The 21,056-nt window shown below is 67.6% G+C and carries 18 protein-coding genes; 4 read left to right on the top strand and 14 right to left on the bottom strand.

Annotation, left to right across the window (positions count from 1 at the left end; genetic code table 11):
• Positions 1-78: 78 nt before the first annotated feature.
• Positions 79-2,718 carry a TonB-dependent receptor plug domain-containing protein gene (locus tag GDI_RS01205; RefSeq protein ID WP_012554244.1) on the bottom strand — a complete coding sequence of 880 codons (2,640 nt, stop codon included), beginning with the start codon at positions 2,716-2,718 and terminating at the stop codon, positions 79-81.
• 176 nt (positions 2,719-2,894) lie between these two features.
• Here GDI_RS01205 and GDI_RS01200 point away from each other — a divergent pair, with 176 nt between their 5' ends.
• On the top strand, positions 2,895-3,539 hold the full coding sequence (locus GDI_RS01200; protein WP_012554243.1) for a CMD domain protein: 645 nt from the start codon (positions 2,895-2,897) through the stop codon (positions 3,537-3,539).
• On the top strand, positions 3,539-4,168 hold the full coding sequence (locus GDI_RS01195) for an alkylhydroperoxidase domain protein (protein ID WP_012222490.1): 630 nt from the start codon (positions 3,539-3,541) through the stop codon (positions 4,166-4,168). Before GDI_RS01200 ends, GDI_RS01195 begins: the two co-directional genes overlap by 1 nt.
• 31 nt (positions 4,169-4,199) lie before the next feature.
• On the opposite strand, the gene GDI_RS01190 is transcribed toward GDI_RS01195, so the two are convergent.
• From GDI_RS01190 to GDI_RS01165, 6 genes are all read right to left on the bottom strand, one after another.
• Positions 4,200-5,231, bottom strand: a complete 1,032-nt coding sequence (locus GDI_RS01190) for a putative FMN-dependent luciferase-like monooxygenase (protein WP_012222489.1) — start codon at positions 5,229-5,231, stop codon at positions 4,200-4,202.
• A gap of 4 nt (positions 5,232-5,235) precedes the next feature.
• Positions 5,236-6,861 (bottom strand): dipeptide ABC transporter ATP-binding protein, encoded by a 1,626-nt coding sequence (locus tag GDI_RS01185; RefSeq protein ID WP_012222488.1) that lies wholly within the window; start codon positions 6,859-6,861, stop codon positions 5,236-5,238.
• Positions 6,858-7,673, bottom strand: coding sequence for an ABC transporter permease (locus GDI_RS01180; protein WP_012222487.1), 816 nt, complete (start codon positions 7,671-7,673; stop codon positions 6,858-6,860). The genes GDI_RS01185 and GDI_RS01180 overlap by 4 nt, the downstream gene beginning before the upstream one ends.
• Positions 7,670-8,659 carry an ABC transporter permease gene (locus GDI_RS01175; RefSeq protein ID WP_012554240.1) on the bottom strand — a complete coding sequence of 330 codons (990 nt, stop codon included), beginning with the start codon at positions 8,657-8,659 and terminating at the stop codon, positions 7,670-7,672. Before GDI_RS01175 ends, GDI_RS01180 begins: the two co-directional genes overlap by 4 nt.
• Complete coding sequence (locus GDI_RS01170) at positions 8,656-10,260, bottom strand: TIGR04028 family ABC transporter substrate-binding protein (protein WP_231854180.1); 1,605 nt, start codon at positions 10,258-10,260, stop codon at positions 8,656-8,658. The genes GDI_RS01175 and GDI_RS01170 overlap by 4 nt, the downstream gene beginning before the upstream one ends.
• A gap of 413 nt (positions 10,261-10,673) precedes the next feature.
• Positions 10,674-11,015 (bottom strand): YkgJ family cysteine cluster protein, encoded by a 342-nt coding sequence (locus GDI_RS01165; protein ID WP_231854286.1) that lies wholly within the window; start codon positions 11,013-11,015, stop codon positions 10,674-10,676.
• Positions 11,016-11,396: 381 nt separating this feature from the next.
• Here GDI_RS01165 and GDI_RS20165 point away from each other — a divergent pair, with 381 nt between their 5' ends.
• The gene (locus tag GDI_RS20165) at positions 11,397-11,666 is read left to right on the top strand and encodes an SMP-30/gluconolactonase/LRE family protein (RefSeq protein ID WP_049762922.1); all 270 of its coding nucleotides are present in this window, start codon (positions 11,397-11,399) and stop codon (positions 11,664-11,666) included.
• A 30-nt stretch (positions 11,667-11,696) separates the two neighbouring features.
• Here GDI_RS20165 and GDI_RS01155 read toward each other — a convergent pair whose 3' ends face one another.
• The 6 genes from GDI_RS01155 to GDI_RS01130 form a co-directional block, all read right to left on the bottom strand.
• Positions 11,697-12,395: a glutathione S-transferase gene (locus tag GDI_RS01155; RefSeq protein WP_012222481.1), complete on the bottom strand. Its 699-nt coding sequence runs from the start codon at positions 12,393-12,395 to the stop codon at positions 11,697-11,699.
• A gap of 14 nt (positions 12,396-12,409) precedes the next feature.
• The gene (locus GDI_RS01150; RefSeq protein ID WP_269446538.1) at positions 12,410-14,452 is read right to left on the bottom strand and encodes a transketolase; all 2,043 of its coding nucleotides are present in this window, start codon (positions 14,450-14,452) and stop codon (positions 12,410-12,412) included.
• A 571-nt stretch (positions 14,453-15,023) separates the two neighbouring features.
• A complete protein-coding gene (locus GDI_RS01145; protein WP_012222477.1) occupies positions 15,024-15,755 on the bottom strand; it encodes a pirin family protein in 732 nt (243 codons plus the stop codon).
• 11 nt (positions 15,756-15,766) lie between these two features.
• Positions 15,767-17,290: an efflux transporter outer membrane subunit gene (locus GDI_RS01140; RefSeq protein ID WP_012222476.1), complete on the bottom strand. Its 1,524-nt coding sequence runs from the start codon at positions 17,288-17,290 to the stop codon at positions 15,767-15,769.
• Positions 17,291-17,294: 4 nt separating this feature from the next.
• On the bottom strand, positions 17,295-18,371 hold the full coding sequence (locus GDI_RS01135) for an HlyD family secretion protein (RefSeq protein WP_012222475.1): 1,077 nt from the start codon (positions 18,369-18,371) through the stop codon (positions 17,295-17,297).
• A gap of 16 nt (positions 18,372-18,387) precedes the next feature.
• Positions 18,388-20,025 carry an MFS transporter gene (locus GDI_RS01130; protein WP_012222474.1) on the bottom strand — a complete coding sequence of 546 codons (1,638 nt, stop codon included), beginning with the start codon at positions 20,023-20,025 and terminating at the stop codon, positions 18,388-18,390.
• Positions 20,026-20,325: 300 nt separating this feature from the next.
• On the opposite strand from GDI_RS01130, the gene GDI_RS01125 reads away from it, so the two are divergent.
• On the top strand, positions 20,326-20,745 hold the full coding sequence (locus GDI_RS01125; RefSeq protein WP_012222473.1) for a response regulator: 420 nt from the start codon (positions 20,326-20,328) through the stop codon (positions 20,743-20,745).
• Between the two features lie 43 nt (positions 20,746-20,788).
• On the opposite strand, the gene GDI_RS01120 is transcribed toward GDI_RS01125, so the two are convergent.
• The gene (locus GDI_RS01120; RefSeq protein WP_012222472.1) at positions 20,789-21,025 is read right to left on the bottom strand and encodes a hypothetical protein; all 237 of its coding nucleotides are present in this window, start codon (positions 21,023-21,025) and stop codon (positions 20,789-20,791) included.
• Positions 21,026-21,056: the final 31 nt, after the last annotated feature.

The raw sequence follows: 21,056 nt of genomic DNA, 5'->3' as shown, positions 1-21,056 counted from the left end.
AAACGGACCGCCTGCCATGAGGTTGCAGCGACAACCGCAATCCGCCCGTGCCGGCGGCGGGACCCTCGAAGCGGTGGCTCAGAACACGTAGCCGACCCGGGCATAGTAATATCCGCCTTCGTAGCCGCCCGGGGCGGTCATGGGATAGGCGATCGTTCCCTGGGTCTCGGCCACGGTGCTGCGCTTGACGTGGGTCGGGTATTTGTTGAACAGGTTGTTGGCCCCGACCGTCAGGGTGAAGCCCCTGCCCACCCGGGCGCTGAATTCGACGTTGGTCTGGACCTGCGGACGGATATGCGTCCATGTCGATGCCGGATCGCCGCTGTAGTTGATCCATTCCACGCCGGCATAGCGCTGTTCCTGCACGTATACGCTGTAGCGCCCCCTGGACCAGTCCAGCGCGAAGGATTCCTTGTTCTTGGGCGATGCGCGCAGCAGGTTGTTGCGCGACAGGCTGTCGAAATAGGTCTGCCCCAACTGGCCGAGGATCGCGGGCGTGCTGGCGTAATGCGTGACTTCCGTGTCCGCGGCGTTCGCCATCACGGTGCCGACCAGCTTGCCCCAGGACGGATCGACCGGGAACTGGTAGCTGATCTTGCCGGTAAAGCCGTTCGTCGTCGTATTGCCGATATTGGTCATGTACGTGACGTAGATCTTGTCGGTCGGGCTGGAAGTGATTCCCTGGCTGTAGAGGAACTGGTTCATCAGCGGCCCGGAAAATTCGGTCGTGCTTTCGATCCGGTCGTTGATGTCGATCCGGTAGCCGTCCAGCGACAGGTGCAGCGAATCCAGCGGCGTCCAGTCGAAGCCGATATTGTAGCTGCGCGAGGATTCGCCCTTCACGCCGGTCGCGCCGAGCAGCCTGGCGGTCGGGTCGAAATCGGACAGGTTCTCGGTCACCTCGCCCGGGCCGGTCGAGGTCGCGTTGTAATGGACGGCGCCGAGCGTGGGGGCGCGATAGCCGGTATTGACGTTGGCGCGCAAGGCGAAACGACGGCTGAAATTATACCGCGTTCCGATCGACCCGGTCGGCGCGGCGCCCAGGTCCGAATAGCTGACGGCGCGGCCGCCGATCGTCCATTCCCATTTCTTCGTCACGAAAATGTCCAGGCCGACATGGCCGTCGAAGATGTCGCGCGACCAGTTGCCCGCGTTCACGGGTTCGAAGCCGGCATAGCCGACGGCGCCCGAACTGGGCTGCACGCCGGTCTGGCCGATCAGGACCGGCCCGGTGGCCCAGGATTGATAATCGCCCTGTCCCAGCTGATAGGTATCGTGCCGGTATTCCAGTCCGAAATCCAGGACGGCGGGCTTCGGCAGCGCGGCGCTGCGGAATTCCTTGGAGAATTTGGCGCCGCCGATCAATTCGGACGCGACGATGGTACCCTGGTGGAAATTCGTCTGGCTCTGGGCGCCGAAGGTGGGATTGAGGTCATTCTCCACGTCCTCGTTCACCTGCTCGCGCCCGAACGAGGAATAGGTGTTCCAGCTTACGCCCAGCGGCAGCACGCCCCGCAGGCCGCCATTCACCTGGAAATCGAGTTCATCGAACGTTTCGATCGGGGCGAAGCCGTTCGGGTAGATCGCGCGGACGTTATTGTTGTTGGCCGGGCCGCGTGGGAACCCGACCCGGTCCGTGGTCCGGTGGCCGAGCGTTCCGGTCAGGTAGGCGTCCACGCGATCCGTGACGGGAACATGGCCGTTGAAACTGAAGACTTCCGCAAGGGACTTGCTGAGCCCTTCGACGCGGTTCACGTCCTGCCCGACCTTTTGCTGCAATGCGGCATCCTGCGGCCCATAGAGGGTGGCCGTGTTCAGGCCGTCGCGATGGGTGGGCAACTGGTTCAGGACCTGCCAGGCGATATCGATGCCGCCGCCCCGGTGGCCGATGGTCCGCTCGATGTCGCCGTAGCCTTCGATGGCCTGCCCGTCACCGCGATAATAGCCGCTGTTCATCAGGTTGGCGGTGCCGCCGTTGCGCGCGCCCGATTTCAGGACGATGTTGACCGCGCCGCCCAGCGCGTCCTGCCCGTACAGGGCGGTGGCGCCCTCGGTGATGATCTCGACATGGTCGATCGCGCTGAGCGGGATCAGGCTGAGGTCGGCGGGTTCCGTGCCCTCGGCCGGCCCGTCGCCCCAATTGCCCAGCGCACTGATATGCCGGCGTACCCCATTGACCAGCACCAGGGTTTCGTCCGCGTTGAGGTTGCGAAGGATGACGGTCTGCGTCGGGGTTGTCGAATACGCGCCGCCGCCGCCGCCCGGTGGCGCGTTGATTTCGGGCGACGTCATCTGCAGGGCTGAGATCACGTTGGTCTGGCCGGTCTGCAGCAGTTGCGCGGCCGTGACGACGGCGACGCGGACCGTGCTGTTGGTCAGCGTCGCGACGCGAAAGGCCGGCGAGATCCTGTCGGCGGCACCCGTCGCGACGATTTCCTCGCCGGCGCCGACATGGGCGAGGCCGGAACTGGCGCCGGCCGTCTTCCCCGGCGGTACCGCCACGCCGCGCACCGCCTTGCCCGCCGTGGATTTCGAGGGGGTCTTGGAGGTAGGCTTCGAGGATGCGTCGGGGCCGGCTTCGGTGGTGGCGCCGAATCCCTTGACCGGTGCGACGGACAGCAGCAGGGCCGCCATCAACGTGATGGCATGGTCCGAATAGACCGCCACCGGCCCCCTGGCCGCTGCCGCGTTCCGGGGGAAGAAACCGCTCCGCATCATCTCGATCGCCTCATCAACGGGATTCCAAATCAACGATAATTTTTAGTTGTTTTATTTATTCACAATCATGTCTCTCATGATGTTATCGTTCCGTCAATAAAATACTTTATGTTTGTTTGATTTTTGTAATCACGCTATATAATGTGTATATAGAGGCTTCAGTCGGGGGAGAGGACATGTCTTCGGGACCAATCGTCGATCTGGCGCATGTGCCGGACGTTATCGATCATATCGTGGGAATTCCGAAAGGATCGTGGCTGGACGCCCTGCGGGAGCGGCGGCGCGTGTTGCGCGACAATGCGCAGCGCAGCGCCCTGGTGCTGTTCGCGCCCGAGGATGCGGGCGAGGTCTCGGTGCTGGAACGGCGCGGCCTGGCCGTGTTCGTGGCCGGCCTGCACGGCCATCGGCCGGTCCATGATTTCTATGCCGCCGTGCTGCGCGGCCTGCCCGGGGGCGCGGCCCACCTGGCCGCGATCGAGGCGCTGCTGGACCGGGCCAGGACGCGCGGCCCCTATGGCCATTATCCGGCCGGGACGCTGTCGGCGGAAAACCTGTCGGGCATCGTCTTCGATGCGCCGGCCGAGGGACTGGGCGCGCGGCTGGCCGCCGCCTTCAGCCACGCGCACCTGCTGGTGTTCCACCCGCGCGACGCACGGCAGGCGGCGATCGAGACATTGCGTGATGCGGGCTGGACCGATTCGGGAATCGTCACCCTGTCGCAGCTTGTCTCGTTCCTGGCCTTCCAGATCAGGGTCATTCACGGACTGTCCGTGCTGAAGGATGCCGGCCCGGCGCCGGCTGCCCACAAGGAGAACGCATGATGAGCGACGCACGACACACCCGACGGGCGCAGGGCGTGGGCGAACCGGCGGAATTCACCTTCGCCGAACTCGACTGGACCCCATGGCTGGACCCGCTGCCCGAAAGCGAACTGACCGAGCGGCACCGCGACGGGCTGGTCGATGCCGCGCGTGCCAAATCGCCCTATTTCATGCTGCTGGCGCGCGATCCGGACATTCTTGGTGCGCGGACCCGCAGCGACAAGGACATTTTCTACAATACCGACGGCGGCCTGCCGCGCCGGGAACGGGAACTGGCGGCGGTGGCGGTGTCGCGCTTCAACGGCTGCATCTTCTGCGCGTCGGTCCATGCGCGCTTTTCCGAACTGCAGGGCGGCGACCATGAAACGATCGCCGCCCTTCTGCGCGACGGAACGCTTCCGGCGGACGCGCCGGCGCCATGGCTGCTGACGGCCGAAACCGCGGAACGGCTCTCCGCAACGCCGGTTGAATTTTCCGCAGTGCATGTCGCGGCCCTTCGCGAGGCGGGCTTCGATGACGCCGCCATCCTCGACCTGATCAATTCCGCATCCTTCTTCAACTGGGCCAACCGGCTGATGCTGTCGCTCGGCTTCCCGTCCGGGAAGACGGGGTCCGACCGGGACGCCTGATCGGCGTACCCGGATCGGGGCGGCCCCGCGATTACCGCGCGGGCCGCAGCCCCAGGGCCGGCGCGACCGCGCGCGCGATCAGTTCGATCGACCGCAGCGTTACCGCATGGGGCGGATCGATCGGATGGACCTGGAAGGCGATTTCGCTCGCACGTCCCAGGACCGTGTCGGCCGACAGCGACCGGACGACGTCGTCCGGCGTGCCGACATGCAGGTCCAGCGCCCGGATCAGCGCCTCCGGCGTATCCGGCACCGGGGCGTCCTTCCACGCGGCCGCGCGGGCCTCGGTGGCGAGGAAGCGGCGCGCGCCGGCCAGGGCCAGGTCCAGGGCCGTCTGGCGGTCGTCGGCCACCAGCACGCTGCGCGACGCCAGGACCCGGGGCGCGGTTCCCGACGGCAGGGCGGCGAGGTAGGCATCGACGATCGGGGTCTGGATATCGGACAGCGGGATATGGCCCCCGTCCCCGGCCGCGCCGTCGGGGCGGGGCTGGGTGCGGGACAGCATCAGCCCGTCCCCGGCGCGCGCCGCGCGCGCGCCCCCGTGGGTGGAGAACGTGGCCTGCCAGATGCGCGCGCCGATCGCCTGCCCCGGCGGATACAGCACCGCGCCGCCGCGAAACGGCTGCCCGCGCAGGGCATCGCGCACGATGGCCAGGTTGTCCTCCATGATCGGGGTGCGCCGCGCGCCGTCGAGGCCGAAGGCCTCGAAGCTTTCGGACGTGCCGCCGGGGCCGACCCCGAATTCCAGCCGGTTGTCGCTGAGAAGATCGAGAACGATGGCGTCTTCCGCGACCCGGATCGGGTTTTCCATGGGCAGCGTCACGATGCCGGTACCCAGCCGGATCGTCGCGGTCTTCGCGGCGAGGTTGGCCAGGAAGACGAAGGGGGACGGCAGGCCGCCCTGGTCGGGGTGGAAATGGTGCTGGGCGACCCACGCCGTGGAAAATCCGTACCGTTCGGCATGCATGATCTGTTCCGTCGCCAGCCGGTAGCGCGTCAGGGCGTCGCCGTCGTCCAGAAGACGGGTGAAGAAGGCGAAGGTGGGGGCGCTGGATGCGGTCATCGCGTCATGTCTCCTGCAGATGAAGGGATGCCGCGTTTCCCTGGCCGGGAATGGCGGCGATCAGGATTTTGGTATAGGCGTCGGAGGGGGCACCGAAGACGGTCTCCGCCGGGCCGCTTTCGACCTGCCTGCCGTGGCGGATCACCGATACCGTGTCGGCGATCTGGCGAACCACCGCCAGGTCGTGCGAGACGAAGACGTAGGTCAGGCCGAGATCTTTCCGAAGTTCGACCAGAAGATCCAGAATCCGGGCCTGCACCGTCACGTCGAGCGCGGACACGACCTCGTCCAGGACCAGGATGCGCGGCGCGATCACCAGCGCCCGGGCCAGGGCCACGCGCTGGCACTGGCCGCCGGACAGTTCGGCGGGCCGGCGGTCGAGCAGGGTGCGCGGCAGATGGACGCGGTCCAGCATCGCCGCCGCATGCGCGCGGCGTCCGGCGGGGGCACCGATCGCGAAATTGCGTAGCGGTTCCGCGATGATGTCGCGCACGCTCTGCCGGGGATCGAGGGACGCCCAGGGATTCTGGTAGACGAGCTGGACATGGCGCAGCATGGCGCGCCGGGCCGGCCCGCGCGCATGGGCGATATCCTGGCCCTCGATCAGGATCGTGCCGGATCGGGGCGCGAGCAGGCCGGTCAGGCAGCGCAGGATCGTCGTCTTTCCCGACCCGGATTCACCGACGATGGCGTGGGTCGTGCCGGCCCGCACGCCAAACGAGACCGAATCGACGGCCAGGCGTGCCGGGTGCCGGCCGGCGGGATAGGACACGGACAGGCCCGACACCTGGACCGCGATGGCGGTGTCCGTCGGCGGCGGCGCGGGCGGGGCCGGGCGGCGCGCGAACACCGGCAGGTCGGCCATCAGGCGTTTCGTGTATTCCGACCGGGGGGCGGCGAAGAGGGCCGGCGTGTCGCCGCCCTCGGCGATCCGGCCGTCCTTCAGGACCACGGTGGCGCGGGCGCGGTCCTTCGCGATGGCCAGGTCGTGGGTGATCAGCAGGATGGACGTGCCGTGTTCCGCCCGCAGGCTGTCCAGCAGGTCGAGAATCTGCCGCTGCACCGTCACGTCCAGCGCGCTGGTCGGTTCGTCGGCCACGATCAGGTCCGGGTTCAGCGCGACCGCGGCGGCGATCAGCACCCGCTGGCGCATGCCGCCGGACAGTTCATGCGGATACTGCCCGTAGCGGAGCACGGGGTCCGACAGGCCCACGCGCTCCAGCAGCGCCAGCACGCGTTCGCGGATTTCGCCGCGCGGCAGGGCGGTATGCAGGCGGAACATCTCGCCGATATGGGCGCCGATGGTGGCCACGGGATCGAGCGAGTTGGACGGGTCCTGCGGCACGAAGCCGATGCGCCGCCCGCGCATGGCGTCCAGCGTGCGCGGCGGCCGGCCGGTCAGCGTGTCGCCCAAAAGCCGGATGGCCCCGGATTCCAGGCGGGCGGATCGGGGCATGAGGCCGATGATGGCGCGGGCGATGGTGGATTTTCCCGAGCCCGATTCCCCGATCAGGGCGGTCGTCTCCCCCCTCGCCGCCTGGAACGATACGCCGTGCACCACCGTTTTGCCGTGGTAGGCGATACGCAGGTCCTCGACCTCCAGCACGGTATTCATGGGTATCGGGCTCATGGGCGCGGGCCGGACGGATCGGCCAGGGTGCGGCTGATCCGGTTGACGGCCAGGGCGACCAGCAGCACGGCGAGGCCGGGGAAGGTCGTCATCCACCATGCCGTGGTCAGGTAGTCGCGGCCTTCCGCAATCATCAGCCCCCATTCCGGCGCCGGCGGCGGCGCGCCGTAGCCGAGGAAGCCGAGGGTGGCGATCGACAGGATCGCGGTGCTGTAGCGCAGCACCGACAGGCCCAGGATCGACGCCGCGCAGTTGGGCAGGATGTGCCGCCACAGCAGGCCGGCGAAGGTGGCGCCGCTGCCGCGCGCGGCCTCGACGAACGTCATGGCGCCGACCCGCGTCACGTCGGCCCGCACGATGCGGGCGAAGCCGGCGATCTGGCCGACCCCCACGGCAATGGCGGCATGGAACGTGCCGAACCCAAGCAGGATCACGATGGTCAGCGACATCAGCAGTTCGGGGATCGCCATCAGGACGTCCATCAGGCCGGTCAGCGCGGCATCGATCCGCCCGCCCGCGGCACCCGCCAGGGCGCCGATGAAGGTGCCGCACACCAAGCCCGTCGCCACCGCCAGCAGCGCGGCCGGCAGCGTATGATGGGCGCCGTAGACGATCCGGGCGAACACGTCCCGCCCGAGCTGGTCGGTGCCGAACCAGTGCGCCCCGCCGGGCGCGCGCAGATGTTCGACCGCGGCCCCCGCCGTGGCGCTGTAGCGGGTGAACAGGGCCGGGTCGGCCACCATGGCCAGCAGCAGGCCCAGCAGCAGCCAGGACGCCGCCAGCGCGGCCCCGGGTCGCGCGGGCACCCTCATGGCGCGCGGGTCCGATGGCGCAGGGTCGGGTTCAACACCGGATACAGCAGGTCCACGACCAGGTTGATGCTGACATAGGCCGCCGCCGAGATCATGACCACCGCCTGCAGGACCGCGAGATCCTGCCCGGCGACGGCCTGGCGGGTCAGCTGGCCGATGCCGTCCAGCCCGAAGATCGTCTCGGTCACCACCGCGCCGGCCAGCAGTTCGCCGAAGACGAGGCCGCCCATCGTCAGGAAGGGCAGGATCGCGTTGGGAACGATGTGCCGCCAGAACACCCAGGCCAGGCTGGCCCCCTTGGCGCGGGCGACGGTGGCGAACGGCAGCGCCCCGGCCTCGTCGATGTGCCGCAGCAGGATCTGCGCCAGCGGCGCCGCGATCGGCAGGCTGACGGCCAGGGCGGGCAGGATCATCCCCTTCCACGGTCCCACGCCGATCACCGGGATCAGGTGCAGGCGGAACGACACGACCTGGATGACCAAGATACCCGACCAGTACAGCGGCATCGCGCCCCACAGGCCGGGCACGGCCCGGGCCAGCCGGCGCATCCACGCCCAGGGCAGCAGGTTGGCGGCCACGGCGACGGCGAAGGTCCACAGCACCGCCGCGACGAAGCCGCAGACGGCCAGGCGGAGCGTGACCGGCAGCGCGTTTTCCAGCAGGGACGCGACCGGCACGCCAAGCTGCACCGAATAGCCGAAATTTCCGCGCAGCATCTGCCCCAGCGTGTGGACATATTGCGCCAGCGGCGACGTTCCGACGCCGTAGGATAGGCGGATCGCGTCGATCTGCGCGGGCGACAGGCCGAGTTCGGGGTCCATGAAGCGGATCATGACGGCATCGCCCGGCAGCACCTGCAGCAGGATGAAGGTGAGCGTGAACGCGCCCCACAGCACCAGCAGCGCGTGGCCGACGCGGCCGGCCAGGCGCGCCGCCATGCCCCCGCCCACCAGGCCGGACCACGCCATCGGCAGGACGCGCGTCATCGCCGGTCCAGCCATATGCCGTAGAAGCTGGGGCGGCCCACGGCCTCGAAGCCGACGCCGTGGACGCCGGGCGCCCCGGCATAGACCTGGGGTTCCTCGAAGATCGGGATCGTATAGGCGTTTTGCACGATATACTCCTGAACGTCGCCCAGGTGCCGCAGCCGGTCCTGCCGGTCGGTGTCCGAGGCGACCTGCAGCAGCATCGCGTCCAGCCGGTCGTCACGGAATGCGCGCACCTTGGCGCTCTGGCCGCCCTTTTGCAGAAGCGTGTCCCGGTTGGACGGGAAGAATTCGCTCTTCATCACGTCCGGGTCCGCGCGCCCGACCTCGGACACCGTGACGGGGGTGCGCGTCGGGTCCAGATTGTCGAGGATGACGCCCGCCGCCGAACCGGACATGACGGTCAGCTGGACGCCGACCCTGCGCCATTGCTGGGCCAGCAGTTCCAGCATCGTCCTGTTCTGGGGATGCGGCTGCGAGATGTGGATGCCCAGCGCGAGCGTCTGCCCGTCCCGATGGCGCAGCCCGTCCGGCCCCAGGCGCCAGCCCGCTTCGTCCAGCAATTGGGCGGCGCGCCGCGGATCGAAGCCCAGCCGGTCGGACAGGTCGCGGAAGCCGGCGGCCCGGGCCGACAGCACCGACCGCGCGAGGGGGTAGTTGGCGGAATAGAGCGTGGTGACGATTTCCTGCCGGTCGGTGGCGTGGAGCAGGGCCTCGCGCACCCGGATATCCGCCACCAGGGGATTGTCCGGCCGGAAGGCGATCCCCGTGTTCACCCCGCGCGTCGAGGGGGCATAGAGGCGATAGCCGGCCAGGGTGACCTGTTCCTCGTCATAGGCCTCGACCTGGCGGATCAGGTCGGCCTGGCCCGCCAGCAGCGCGCCGACGCGGATACTGTCCTCGGGCGTTACCAGGATCTTCACGCCGTCCAGCCACGCGCGCGTCTGCCCCGCGCGCGAGGCCGGGGGCCAGGCATAGTCGCGCCGCGCCACCAGATCGACCTCCTTGCCCGGAACGTCGCGGACGATCACGAACGGGCCCGAGCCGACGACCTGCGTGCCGACGCCCAGTTGGTCGAACGGATGCGCCAGGGTGGCGGGCGAGACGATCCCCGAGCCGATGACAGACGTGCCTTGGAGAAAGCCCGGCGACGGACGGGTGAAATGAAACCGGACGGTCAGCGGGTCGAGGATTTCGGCATGGTCGAAATTGTTAATGACCTCGGAAACCGGGAAATGAAGCGCCGGGTTTCCCTTGCCGTAGGTTTCGTAATTCAGGGCGACGGCCCGCGCGTCGAGCGGAGTGCCGTCCGAGAACGTCACCCCCGGGCGCAGGTGGAAGGTGTATTCGGTATCGTCGGCGTTGCTGGACCAGGATTGCGCCAGCCAGGGCTCGATTTCCAGCGTCTGCGGGTTCTGCCAGGTCAGCCGGTCGGTGACCTGGTCCAGGATTCCGCCGTTGGGATAGAAGCCGGCCGCCGGGGGATACAGGTTGGTATGCGCCTGGGGGTCCAGATAGATCAGTTCCCCGCCCCGAAGCGGGCCCTGCGCGTGCGCGGACGGCAGGCCTGCCGCCGCGACGGCCGCAACAGCGAAAAGCACCGGAAAGCAATCGGGTCTCAGCGTCGGCCTCCTGGGCGGGAACGGGGCAGGAACGGGCGTCCGGCGGTCGGCGCGACCGCACATTTCATATTTCACACAAAAAACATGATGGCCAGGATTTTAACGCCAGTAAATGCATAAAAATCATATTTATACATTTTTCATAGTGATATATTCGGCCGCCGGGCCAGCGTTCACCCTTCTTGCGGATCGTCCCACAGGGCGCGTACTGCTTCATGCAAAAAAACCGGCCCCGGATCGATACCGAATTCCCTTTCTATATCCTCGATGCGCTTTTCAAGAACAAAAAGAAAAATCCTGTACTGATGCGCCGCATGCCCTTCATCTCCCTGGTATCCCAGGTCGTTTTCGCAGAACGTTCCTGACTGGCACAGTGCGACGTCGAAACTGTATTAGCCGCGGCAGACCATCGGGCGTTGATCGTATATCGAGCATGCACCATCAAACAGAAAAGGACAGAACGTCACGTCTGTCAGAAGTCTCTGATGCAGCATCTCCAGACGTTCCGGGGTGAAGGTGCGTCGTGCGTAATCCAGTGCGAGTCTCGCGAAAATCGGGTTGACCTGAATGAGGCTTCTGCAGCAGGTGTCGCAGCCACTGCGGCACGCCACGGGGCTGACCTTGCATATACTGTTGAGACCGTCGGAAACTTCGGTGCAAATATCTAGAAGAGTCCTGGAAAGTTTCAGGATATCCGAAGGCTGCGCGGCAGCGGCGAGACCATTCCTGAACATGCTGTCTGCTTCAGCCATCCTGGCCCGCATATAGGCGAGTGCGGAGCTCTCGGATTGGGATGTCGATGGGTGATGCATGAAGTGACCTGTCCCGGAATTTTCATTCAGCCATAAGGAGAATCCTGATGGAGATTATGCCGATGGGCATAACGTCGGGCAACAGGGGCCGCTTCGGCCGGGCGCAAGGCCACGCAGGTTATCCCCCCTGGTGGAGCGCGAGGCGGGACCGACGGGGAAGGGTCGCGGTCGGGCGGAAAGATCCGCTGGACCCTGGGATCGGAAATCGTCACCCAGTTCGCCGCCCATGCGCGCCAGCCGGACCATACGTTCCGCGTCGATGCGAAGACCGGCGCGGTCGAGGCCGTCCTGTCACAGACCGACGTGCCCAGCCCCAACGGCCTGTGCTTTTCGCCGGACCTGCGGACGCTGTACGTCGTATCCAGCTTGCCCGACCCCGGGCAGACGGCGCCGCTCGGGTTCGCGAGAGTGTTCTGCCACAATCCGGCGGGCAGGCTGATCGGGCGTATCCGCCTGCCCGATCGCTGTTCGAACGTGACCTTCGGCGGCCCCAAGCGCAACGAGCTGTACATGTGCTGCGGGCCGCAGCTTTTCCGGCTGCGGCTTGAAACCCAGGGCGCCGGGTTGGCATAACGGATCGGGGATTTTCCTGTTTCGTCCTTTTCAGGACAGGACCTTGCGCAACGATGCCTCGATCTGTCCCCCGCAATAGGCATCGCCGTAATCCTGCCGCGCCCGGGCGGCCAGCCGGGCCAGCGGCGGCAGGTCCGCGACCCGTCGCGCCAGCGCGGCCGTCATGGGCGCGGATGCGTCGAGGATCGCGCCGATCGGGGGGAAGCGGTCCGCCATGGTGGCCCACAGGGTGGCCGTCACGACATCGGCGATGCCCGGCACGTCACCGCCCAGCAGGAAGCCGGATTCGGCCGTCAGGCCGTGCCGCCGTCCGGTTTCCTCCCATAGCGACATCCATTTTTCCAGGCGGGGGATGAAATCCTGCCAGCGTTTTTCGGCCCACATCTGGCGGCCGCCATCCAGCGTGATCTCGTCGATCACGTCGTTGGCGTCCGCGACGACCTTCATCGTCAGGGCGCGCAGCGACGGGCTGGAGGGCAGGAGGTCCAGCGTTTCGCCCAGATAGAGGATGATGGCCGGCGTCTGGGCAAGGGCGACATCCGCCTTTTTGTCGATCAGCAAAGGCGGTCCCATGAAGGGGACCGGCATGTCGCGCACCGTGCCCTCCATCAGGTGCGCGATCGCGGCGTCCCCGCCCTCGGTCCAGCTTCTGCCGGCATGGGCCAGGACGGCGCGCACGAACTGGCCCCGGAACGGCACGGACCAGTAATAGAGGATGTAGTCGGACATGGCGCGGGCTCCGATCAGGCGGCGGGCAGGTACTCCCTGGCCGCCGCCACGATATCCTCGACCCCCAGGCCGACATAGTGCAGGACGTCGTCGGCCGACCGGCCGCTCTTGGGAATCCGCGTCACGGTCAGCGGGTGGATCGGGGGGGCGTCCGGGATCGTGCCCGCGCCTTCGGCCAGTTCGCTGCCCAGGCCGCCGACGTAATTGTCCTCGACGGTCACGACCTGGCCGCCCTTCCCGGCCAGGGCCAGGATGGCGGGCACGTCCGCCGGCAGGGAATAGGCGTCCACCACCGCCGTGCGGACGCCGTCCTGTTCCAGGATCCGCGCCGCCTTCAGGCAGCTATGCACCATGTAGCCCGATGCCACGAACACCAGCGCGGCACCGTCGCCCGCCGGGTCGGCCTGCCGCACGACCTTGTGGCCGCCGAGGGGGAATTTTTCCCCTTCGGGATAGAGGATCGGCAGGTCCCCCCGCACCGCGCGCAGGTAGCAGGCGCCGGAGGATTCGGCCATGGCCAGGACGAGGGCATAGGCGCTGACCCCGTCGCTGGGCGTCAGCACCCTGACCGCCGGGTTGCCGCGCTTGTCACCCACATGGGCGAAGGCGCGCATGAAGGCCACGTCCGCCAGCGCCATCTGGCTGGGACCGTCCGAGGCCAGGGTCACGCCGATATGGGTGCCCACCAGCTTCAGGTCGGCGCCGCCGATGATCGCCATTTCGATCTGGTCGAAGGCCCGTTCCAGGAAGCGGCCGAACGTGCTGACGAACGGGATCTTGCCGCCGCCGGCCAGCCCCGCCGCCGCCGAGACCATGTTCTGTTCGCCGATCCGGGATTCGAAATACCGGTCGGGGAAGGCGTCGGCGAAATCCTGGGCGTAGGTCGAATTCTTCACGTCGGCATCCAGCGCGACGATCTGGGGGTTGGCGGCCCCCAGCGCCTTGAGCGCGGTCCCGAAGGCGCGGCGGGGCGACATCATCTTCTTGTCGCGCAGCGCGGCGGCGATCGTCCCGTTGTCATGCGCCACCGTGCCCAGCGATGCCGGCGCCGCGACGGGGGCAGGCTGGACCGGAACGTCGGGCGGGGGCGTGATCCGCAGCAGTTTTTCAACGTCGTCCGGAAAGACGCTGTCCACGCCGTATTCCCGCGCCATGTGGTCCAGCGCCGCCAGCGCGGCGGTGAGCTGGTCCTGCTTGACCGGCGTTCCGTGGTGGCCCATCCCGCCCAGGTCGGGAACGCCCCAACCCTTGACGGTGCGGGCGACGATACAGAGCGGCCGGCCCTTGGCCAGGGACGCGCGGTTGCGCAACGCGTCGTCGATCCGGGCCGGATCGTGCCCGTCAATGGCCAGGGCGGTCCAGCCGAAGGCCTCGGCCTTGTGCTGCAGGTGCACCCAGTCCTGCGCGGGCGAGACATAGTCGCTCTGCGCCAGGGTGTTGCAGTTGAAGATCGCGACGACGTTGGTCAGGCCGTGGTCGGCGATGAAATCCATCGCTTCCCAGATCTGCCCCTCGCGCGATTCCCCGTCCCCGATGATGCAGTAGATCGTCTTGTCGATCCCATCCAGGCGGGCGGCGGCGGCCAGGCCGGCCGCGACCGACAGCCCCTGCCCCAGCGAGCCGGTGGCCGCGTCGAAGAAGGGAAAACCGATTTCGGGATTGGGATGGCCGTCCACGGGGCTGTCGATGTCGCGCAGCGCCATCAGGTCGTCCTGCGTCATCGGGCGGGCATTGCCGTGGGGCGTGATGGTCACCCCCAGGTCCGCGCAGGCCGCGTAGATGATGGGCACCGCATGACCTTCCGACAGGACCAGCCGATCGGACCCCGGGGCCCGGGGATGGGCCGGGTCCCATCGCATGATGCGATACAACAGTTCCGTCACCAGGTGGGTCAGCGACAAAGCCGTGGTCGGATGGCCGGCTTTTGCGGCGGTGGTGGCGCGAACGGACAGTTTTCCCAACGCGATGGCCTTGGCCTGCACGGCCTGCTCGACTGTCAGCATCTGGTGTCTCCTGTGTGCTGCACACGCGCCGGACCGGGTCCGGACGGCATTCATCGGCCACGGTCGCGTGGCCGGCACGGGGACGGACGCATCCCCCCGGATGTGTCGAGTTGGAACGACAGGCGCCCGCGGAAGGTTTCCCTAAAAATTGGGGAAACGGCGCACGGACACGGGGCCGGCCGAGACCGGCATGCGCCGGAGATCGCCGTCGCGCGATGTTTTTCCCACCGGCGGCAGTTTCAATGTCATTTGCCGCTTTGTCTGTTGACGAGATGAGAGTCCCGGACGTTATCTTTCCACTGTGATAGATATTTTTCGTTGCCCCGGTTTCCCTATCTTCTATTTTATTCCTGATATTCTTCTCTGGAAAAAAGAAACGTTCCATGTTGTCATTTCCAATACGATGATGACGTGGCCTCGACGAGAGGTTTGGAACTCCGCGTCAGTCATGGGGTGGTAACGCGTTACTTTTATGCTGCCGCGAGGAATGAGGAAGGGACAGCGCCCCGTTTTCCCGGCTCATGCGGCTTTTCTCCTCCCGGCGGGGTGGGAGCCCGTCAGTGACGTTACGTCATGACGATTTGTGGCATATATATTCGTGGCTCGCTCGCGGCGGCGGGAGCGGTCAGGCGGCCACGTCGGCCAGCAGGACGACCGCCGGTGCGTCCGCGATGACGGTCACGTCCGTCAGGCCGGTCAGGGCGGCGGCGTCCCCGCCGTGCAGAAGGCTGTCCTGGATGCGCACGTCGCCCGAGACCACCACAAGATAGAGGTCGCGATCGGGATCGGTGCGGTAGGCCGCGCCCTCGCCGGCCGGGATCGCGGCGTGCAGCAGGCGCGCGCAGGCGCTCAGCGCCACCGGGGCGCCGTCCGCGATCGTTTCCACCTCCTCGGGGTCGTCTTCGGGGAAGCCGGAGGCGATGATCCGGAATCCCCCGTCCTCCAGCCTGGGGAACGCGGCGCGGACCTCCTGCGCGGGGGTCGTGCCCTCGATGTCCGAGAGCAGCCAGAACTGGATGAAGGACGCGCCCTGGGGGCCGGCCTGCCAGTCCACGGTCGCGCATCCCCTGCCCGTGCCGGCCAGGTGCAGGCCGCCCGCGCAGACATCCTCGCGCGGGAATCCGTCCATGTGCGCGACGGCCGTTCCGGATTGCAGCCAGGTCAGGATATCCACGCCCTGTTCCGGGCCCAGGCGATACCGGCCGCCGGGCGCCACGGTGCCCAGGTTGACGGCGCGCAGGCGGCCGTCATGCGTCCGGGCCGGGTCCTGCCAGTCGGCGAACGCGAAATGGCACCGGATGGCCAGGCCGTCGGACCGTGCCGTGCCCAGCGTGTCCGACCGTCGGATCGTGATCATGTCCTCGTCCTCTACGCAGGGGGCCGGTGATTCGGCTTTTCCGGATACAGCCCTTCCCATCCCCCGCCGACCGCGCGGTAGAGGTGGGTGACCGACCCGGCCACGGTGGCCGTCGCGTCGGCCAGGGCGCTCTGGGACGACAGGAGCGCGTTCTGCAGGGTCAGGACGTTCAGGAAGTCCGACGATCCCTGGACATATTGCGCCCTGGCCGTGTCCACCGCAATTTCGTTCTCCCGCACCGCTTCGGCCAGTTCGTCGCGCCGCTGCTGCGCGGCCGTGAAATCGGCCATCGCGTCGTCGATTTCCTGCCACGCCTTCAGGACCGTCCGCTGGAACATCGTGGCGGCTTCCTGCTGCTGCGCGCGGCGCAGGCGCAACTGCCCCGTCAGGCGGCCGCCCTCGAAGATCGGCAGCGTCGCGGTGGGGCCGAACCCGTACTGGCGCGACGCCCAGGACCCCAGGCCGCTGAACTGCAGCGCCTGGACGTCGAGGCTGCCGGACAGCGTGATCCGGGGGAAGAAGTCCGCGATCGCGACGCCGATGCTGGCCGTCGCCGCGTGCAGGCGGTCGGCGGCCATGCGGATATCGGGCCGGCGCTCGGCCAGTTCGGACGGCAGCCCGACGGGAATGGTCGCGGGCACCGACGGGATGTCGCGCGCCGGCCCCAGTTCGGCGTCCAGCGCCCCGGGCTGGCGCGCCACGAGGAAGCTCAGGGCATTGAGCAGGTGCGTCGCCTGGGCCTTGAGGGGGGCCAGGCGGGAGGTGAAGGTGTGAAGCTGGCCGGTCGCCTCGGCCACGTCCAGCCGGGTCGCCGCGCCCTGCTGGAAGCGCATGCCGGTCAGCTTCACGCTGTTGGCGGCCACGTCGATATTATGGTTCAGGATGCCGATCTGGGTCTGGACGGCGCGCAGGTCGATATAATCCTGCGCGGTCTCGGCCATCAGGGAGACGAGGATGTCGCGGCGCATCTCCTCGGTCTCGTGCATCGCCGCCGTCGCGGCTTCGACCTGGCGGCGGACATGGCCCCAGAAGTCGACTTCCCACGAGGCGCTCATGCCATATTGCGGCAGGTTGAACGAGGGATTGCCGACGCTTCCCGGCAGGGCGGTCGGTCCGAACCCCTGGGTGCCGGACGCCACGGACCCGGCCCCTTCGCGCTCCATGGTGCCGAGCAGGCCGAGAATGCCGTTGGTGCTGGCGCGCTCGCGGGCATAGGACGCGTTGGCTTCGGCGTGCGGAAACTGGGCCGCGCGGGCGATCCGCCGCTCGGCCTCGCTTTGCATGAACCGCAGGCCCGCCGCCCGGAGGTCGAGGTTGGAGGCCGCGACCTCGGCTTCCAGGCGGGTCAGGATCGGGTCGTTGAAGAGCGTCCACCATGCCGGATCGACCGAGGCCGTCGTCACGCGGCTTTCCGCCGGGGGCTGGGTGGACCGCCATCCGGACGCGGCCGTGACCCGCGGCTTGTGGAAATCCGGCCCGACCGTGCACCCCACGAGCGCCAGGCAGGAGAAGCCTGCGAGAAGACGACGCGTCATGGCGTTACTGCCAGGCATAACGGGCATCATTGGCGTGCGGGCCTTCGGGCTTCGAGGAGGTGTCGATGTTCGCTTCGACCGACATGCCGACCCGCACCTTCGCCGCCAGGGGCTGGCCGGGATCGAAGGTCAGCTTGACGGGGATGCGCTGGACGACCTTGGTGAAGTTGCCGGTCGCGTTGTCCGGCTGGATCGGCGCGAAGGCCACGCCGGTCGCGGGGGCCAGCGAGTCCACGTGCGCCTTCAGGGGCTGGCCGGGGAAGGTATCGACCCAGATGGTCGCGCGCTGGCCGGTCTGGACCCTGGTCAACTGCGTTTCCTGGAAGTTGGCCAGCACATAGGCATCATGCGTCGGCACCACGGCCAGGATGCCCGTGCCGGGATGCACGTAATTGCCCACGCGCACCCCGCGTTCGCCCACCACGCCGTCCATCGGGGCCGGAATGGTGCAGTAGGACAAGTTCAGCTGCGCCTGCCGCTCGTCGCCCTGCGCGCGCAGCAGGGCGCCGCGCGCCCGTTCGATCTGTCCCTTCAGCACCGCGACCTGCCGGATGGCGGCATCCACGCCCGCCTGGTCGCGGGCGATGGCGGCCTCGGCCTCCTTTTCACGCGCGTCGGACGATTGCTGCTGTTCGATCGTGCCGGCGCCGCCCGAGGACAGGTTGCGGTAGCGGACGGCGTTCTGCCGCGCGAACAGCAGGGTGGCCTGGTCGGCCAGCACGGCGGCGCGCGCCTGGGCGATCACGGCGTCCTGGCGGGCCAGTTCCGCTTCCAGGTTGGCGACGTCGCCCTGGGCGGCCTGCACGGTGCCCGTCGCCACCGCCAGGGCGGCGCGGTAGTCGTCGTCCTCGATATGGGCCAGTTCCTCGCCGGCGTGGACCACCTGGTTGTCCTGCGCGATCACCCGGTCGATCCGCCCCGCCACCTTGGGCGCCACGGTCGGGAAATCGGCCGTGACATAGGCGTCGTTGGTATACTGGTTGACGCCGTCGCCGTTGACCAGGCGCGTTCCCCCCCAGGCGGCGAGGGCGAGCACGCAGGCGGTGCATCCCGCGTAGAGAAGCGGTTTCTTGTAGATCATGATCGGTCGTTCCGGATTAGCGGGCGGGAGTGTTCGGCGACGGCGCGCGCGGCGGATAGACCCGGCGCGGCAGGATGAGGTTCATGACCGCGTAGCCGAGGCAGACCCAGATCAGCACGAAGTAGATGTCGGCCAGCGCGAGGACGAGCGACTGCTCGTGCACGAAGGTATGAAAGACCTGGAGCGTGTTGCGCGCGACATGCGCGCTGTCGGGCGACGTGGCGGCAAGCTGCCGGTTGACCGGATCGCCCATCCCCTGCAGCGCCAGGCCGTGCGTGCCGTGATGGTCCAGCAGCATGGTGGAATGATATTGCTCCCGCCGCCGGGTCAGGGCCGCGAACACGGCGTATGCCACCGCGTTGGCCAGGCCCTTGAGCATGTTCACCATGCCCGAGATGAACGGACCGTCGGCGGGCCCCATCGCGAGGGTGGCGAGCATCAGCGTGGGAATGACGGTCATGGGCTGGCCGAAGATCTGCAGGACCTGCAGCGCGTAGAAATTGTCCCGCACCCAGTCCACGGTCAGCCACGTGCCCAGCCAGGCCGCGCCGGCCAGGCAGAGCATTCCGCCCGAGAGCACGTAGCGGCAATCCACCCTGCGGCTGTTGCAGATGGCCGCGATCAGCGGAAGCATCAGGAGCTGCGGCAGCGCCACGACCAGTGAGACGGGGGCCGCCTGGATCGGGCGATAGCCGCGCACGGCCTCCAGGTAGATGCCGGGGATTTCGCCCATCATGGCGCAGATGGCCAGGATGCCGACCAGCGACAGCAGCGAGGCCTGGATGTTGCGCGACCGCCAGTACTGCACGCGGAAATACGGGCTGGGATGGTACGCCTCGTTGATGACGAAGACGATGAACGCCGCCCCGCCCCAGAAGGACAGGTTGGTGATGACGGGCGAGCGGAACCAGTCCAGCCGGTCCCCCTGGTAGAGCACGATGACCAGCGCGCAGATGGCGGGCAGGCCGACCAGCAGGCCGAGCCAGTTGAACTTCTGGAACCGTTCGAAATGCATGGGATCGCGCGGCAGCCCGTACGCGATCATGGCGATCGACAGCGCGGCAAGCGGGATGATTTCCCAATAGAGCCAGTGCCAGCCGACACGTTCGAACCAGAAGGCCTCCAGCGGCAGGCCCAGGTTGGGGCCGAAGGTCGCGCTCATCGCGTAGCCGCCGATGCCGAACACGCGGATTTCCGGCGGCAGGTATTTCAGCATCACCGTCATCAGCACCGGCGGCAGGCACCCGGCCATCAGCCCCTGGAAGGCCCGCAGGATGCACAGCGACGTGACATCGGGCATGAACGGCGCCGGGATCGCCAGCAGCGCCATGACGGCCGTCACGAAGATCGAGAAGCGGTAGATGGAAAACGTCATGTAGAACCACGGCGTGAAGGCCATGGCCGCGATGTTGAAGGATTCGTAGATGGCGATCAGCCACGTTCCCTCATCGTAGCCGATGTGCATGGCGCCGCGGATATCGGTCAGGCCGATCTCGGTCACGTGTTCGTTGAAGCCCGCCACATGCACGGCCAGCAGCATGCCCAGGCAGCCGATCACCGTGCGCACCCCGAAGGGTGGGATATAGGACGGCCGGGGGGGCGAGGCGTGGATGACCGGCTCGCCAGCCGATGGCACAGGAACGACGTTATTCATGAAAACCGATAATCCCGAGCCGGAAGCCGCGGACAACCCCCGTTTCCCGCAAGAGACGACTTCGATTTCCGGAAGCGAGACGCCCGGTTCCCGCAGCGGTTACGGTCCGTTCCGCCCGCACCCGGCCGGGTGACGGACGGCACCGGATCGCCCGTTTGGCGTCGGGATTCGCCACGCCTGGCCGCCGATACTCCTTTCGTGACTGGAATCGGTATTTTCCGGACCGGCCGGCATTCCGATCTGGTCTACGCTATTTACCCTCAGGACTGTTTCGAAGCCCCAGCGCACCGGAGCAAGACCATGATCCCGGCCTGTCCATCCAACAGCCGTTCGGGTTCCGCGCGGCCGTCCCTTGCCGTGAAGGCGCTGCGCATCCTGATCGTGGAAGACGAGATGCTGATCGCGATGCTGATGGCCGAGCTGCTGAGCGGGCTGGGGCATACGGTCATCGGCGTGGAGATGACCCAGTCCGGCACCATCGCCGCCGCCGCGGGCGACCGGCCGGACCTGATGATCGTCGATGCGCGCCTGCGGGAAGGAAGCGGGATCGCGGCGGTCGCGGAAATCCTTCGCGGCGGGTTCATTCCCCATATCTTCGTCAGCGGCGATTCCCTGCGGGACCAGGTCCTGCATCCTTCCGCGATCGTCGTCGAGAAACCCTTCGACGATATCGACCTCGTCACCGCCATCGACCGCGCGGTCGCGACGGGCTGTTCCTGACTGCGCGCCGGACGTCAGCCCGCCCGAACAGTCAGGGAAACAATCAGGGAATAAGCCTGCGCGCGCGCATGGCGTCCAGGTGGGCGATCAGCACCGCGTCCGACCGGCGGTGCATGCCGGAGAAGCCCGCCTGCCGCGCCCTGGTCACGTCGAAGATCGCGTCCGTCTCGACATGAAAGATGAAGTCGCCGAAGCCGCCCGGCGCGAGCCGGTCGGGGTCGGCTTCGGCCAGGCCATGCCGGGCCGCGACCTGCGCCCAGACGGACCGGGCCGCTGGCACCGGCGATCAGGACATGATGAGCGCTCATGGT

Source organism: Gluconacetobacter diazotrophicus PA1 5, from assembly GCF_000067045.1.
GTDB classification, from domain to species: Bacteria; Pseudomonadota; Alphaproteobacteria; order Acetobacterales; family Acetobacteraceae; genus Gluconacetobacter; species Gluconacetobacter diazotrophicus.
The sequence above is the reverse complement of the archived record's forward strand: the minus strand, read 5'-3'. Positions and strand labels throughout refer to the sequence as shown.

Excerpts from the sequence above, each read along its gene's own strand:
- GDI_RS01205 (WP_012554244.1), bottom strand. The coding sequence starts at position 2,718 with ATGATGCGGAGCGGTTTCTTCCCCCGGAACGCGGCAGCGGCCAGGGGG.
- GDI_RS01200 (WP_012554243.1), top strand. The coding sequence starts at position 2,895 with ATGTCTTCGGGACCAATCGTCGATCTGGCGCATGTGCCGGACGTTATC.
- GDI_RS01195 (WP_012222490.1), top strand. The coding sequence starts at position 3,539 with ATGAGCGACGCACGACACACCCGACGGGCGCAGGGCGTGGGCGAACCG.
- GDI_RS01190 (WP_012222489.1), bottom strand. The coding sequence starts at position 5,231 with ATGACCGCATCCAGCGCCCCCACCTTCGCCTTCTTCACCCGTCTTCTG.
- GDI_RS01185 (WP_012222488.1), bottom strand. The coding sequence starts at position 6,861 with ATGAGCCCGATACCCATGAATACCGTGCTGGAGGTCGAGGACCTGCGT.
- GDI_RS01180 (WP_012222487.1), bottom strand. The coding sequence starts at position 7,673 with ATGAGGGTGCCCGCGCGACCCGGGGCCGCGCTGGCGGCGTCCTGGCTG.
- GDI_RS01175 (WP_012554240.1), bottom strand. The coding sequence starts at position 8,659 with ATGACGCGCGTCCTGCCGATGGCGTGGTCCGGCCTGGTGGGCGGGGGC.
- GDI_RS01165 (WP_231854286.1), bottom strand. The coding sequence starts at position 11,015 with ATGTTCAGGAATGGTCTCGCCGCTGCCGCGCAGCCTTCGGATATCCTG.
- GDI_RS01155 (WP_012222481.1), bottom strand. The coding sequence starts at position 12,395 with ATGTCCGACTACATCCTCTATTACTGGTCCGTGCCGTTCCGGGGCCAG.
- GDI_RS01150 (WP_269446538.1), bottom strand. The coding sequence starts at position 14,452 with ATGAATGCCGTCCGGACCCGGTCCGGCGCGTGTGCAGCACACAGGAGA.
- GDI_RS01145 (WP_012222477.1), bottom strand. The coding sequence starts at position 15,755 with ATGATCACGATCCGACGGTCGGACACGCTGGGCACGGCACGGTCCGAC.
- GDI_RS01140 (WP_012222476.1), bottom strand. The coding sequence starts at position 17,290 with ATGACGCGTCGTCTTCTCGCAGGCTTCTCCTGCCTGGCGCTCGTGGGG.
- GDI_RS01135 (WP_012222475.1), bottom strand. The coding sequence starts at position 18,371 with ATGATCTACAAGAAACCGCTTCTCTACGCGGGATGCACCGCCTGCGTG.
- GDI_RS01130 (WP_012222474.1), bottom strand. The coding sequence starts at position 20,025 with ATGAATAACGTCGTTCCTGTGCCATCGGCTGGCGAGCCGGTCATCCAC.
- GDI_RS01125 (WP_012222473.1), top strand. The coding sequence starts at position 20,326 with ATGATCCCGGCCTGTCCATCCAACAGCCGTTCGGGTTCCGCGCGGCCG.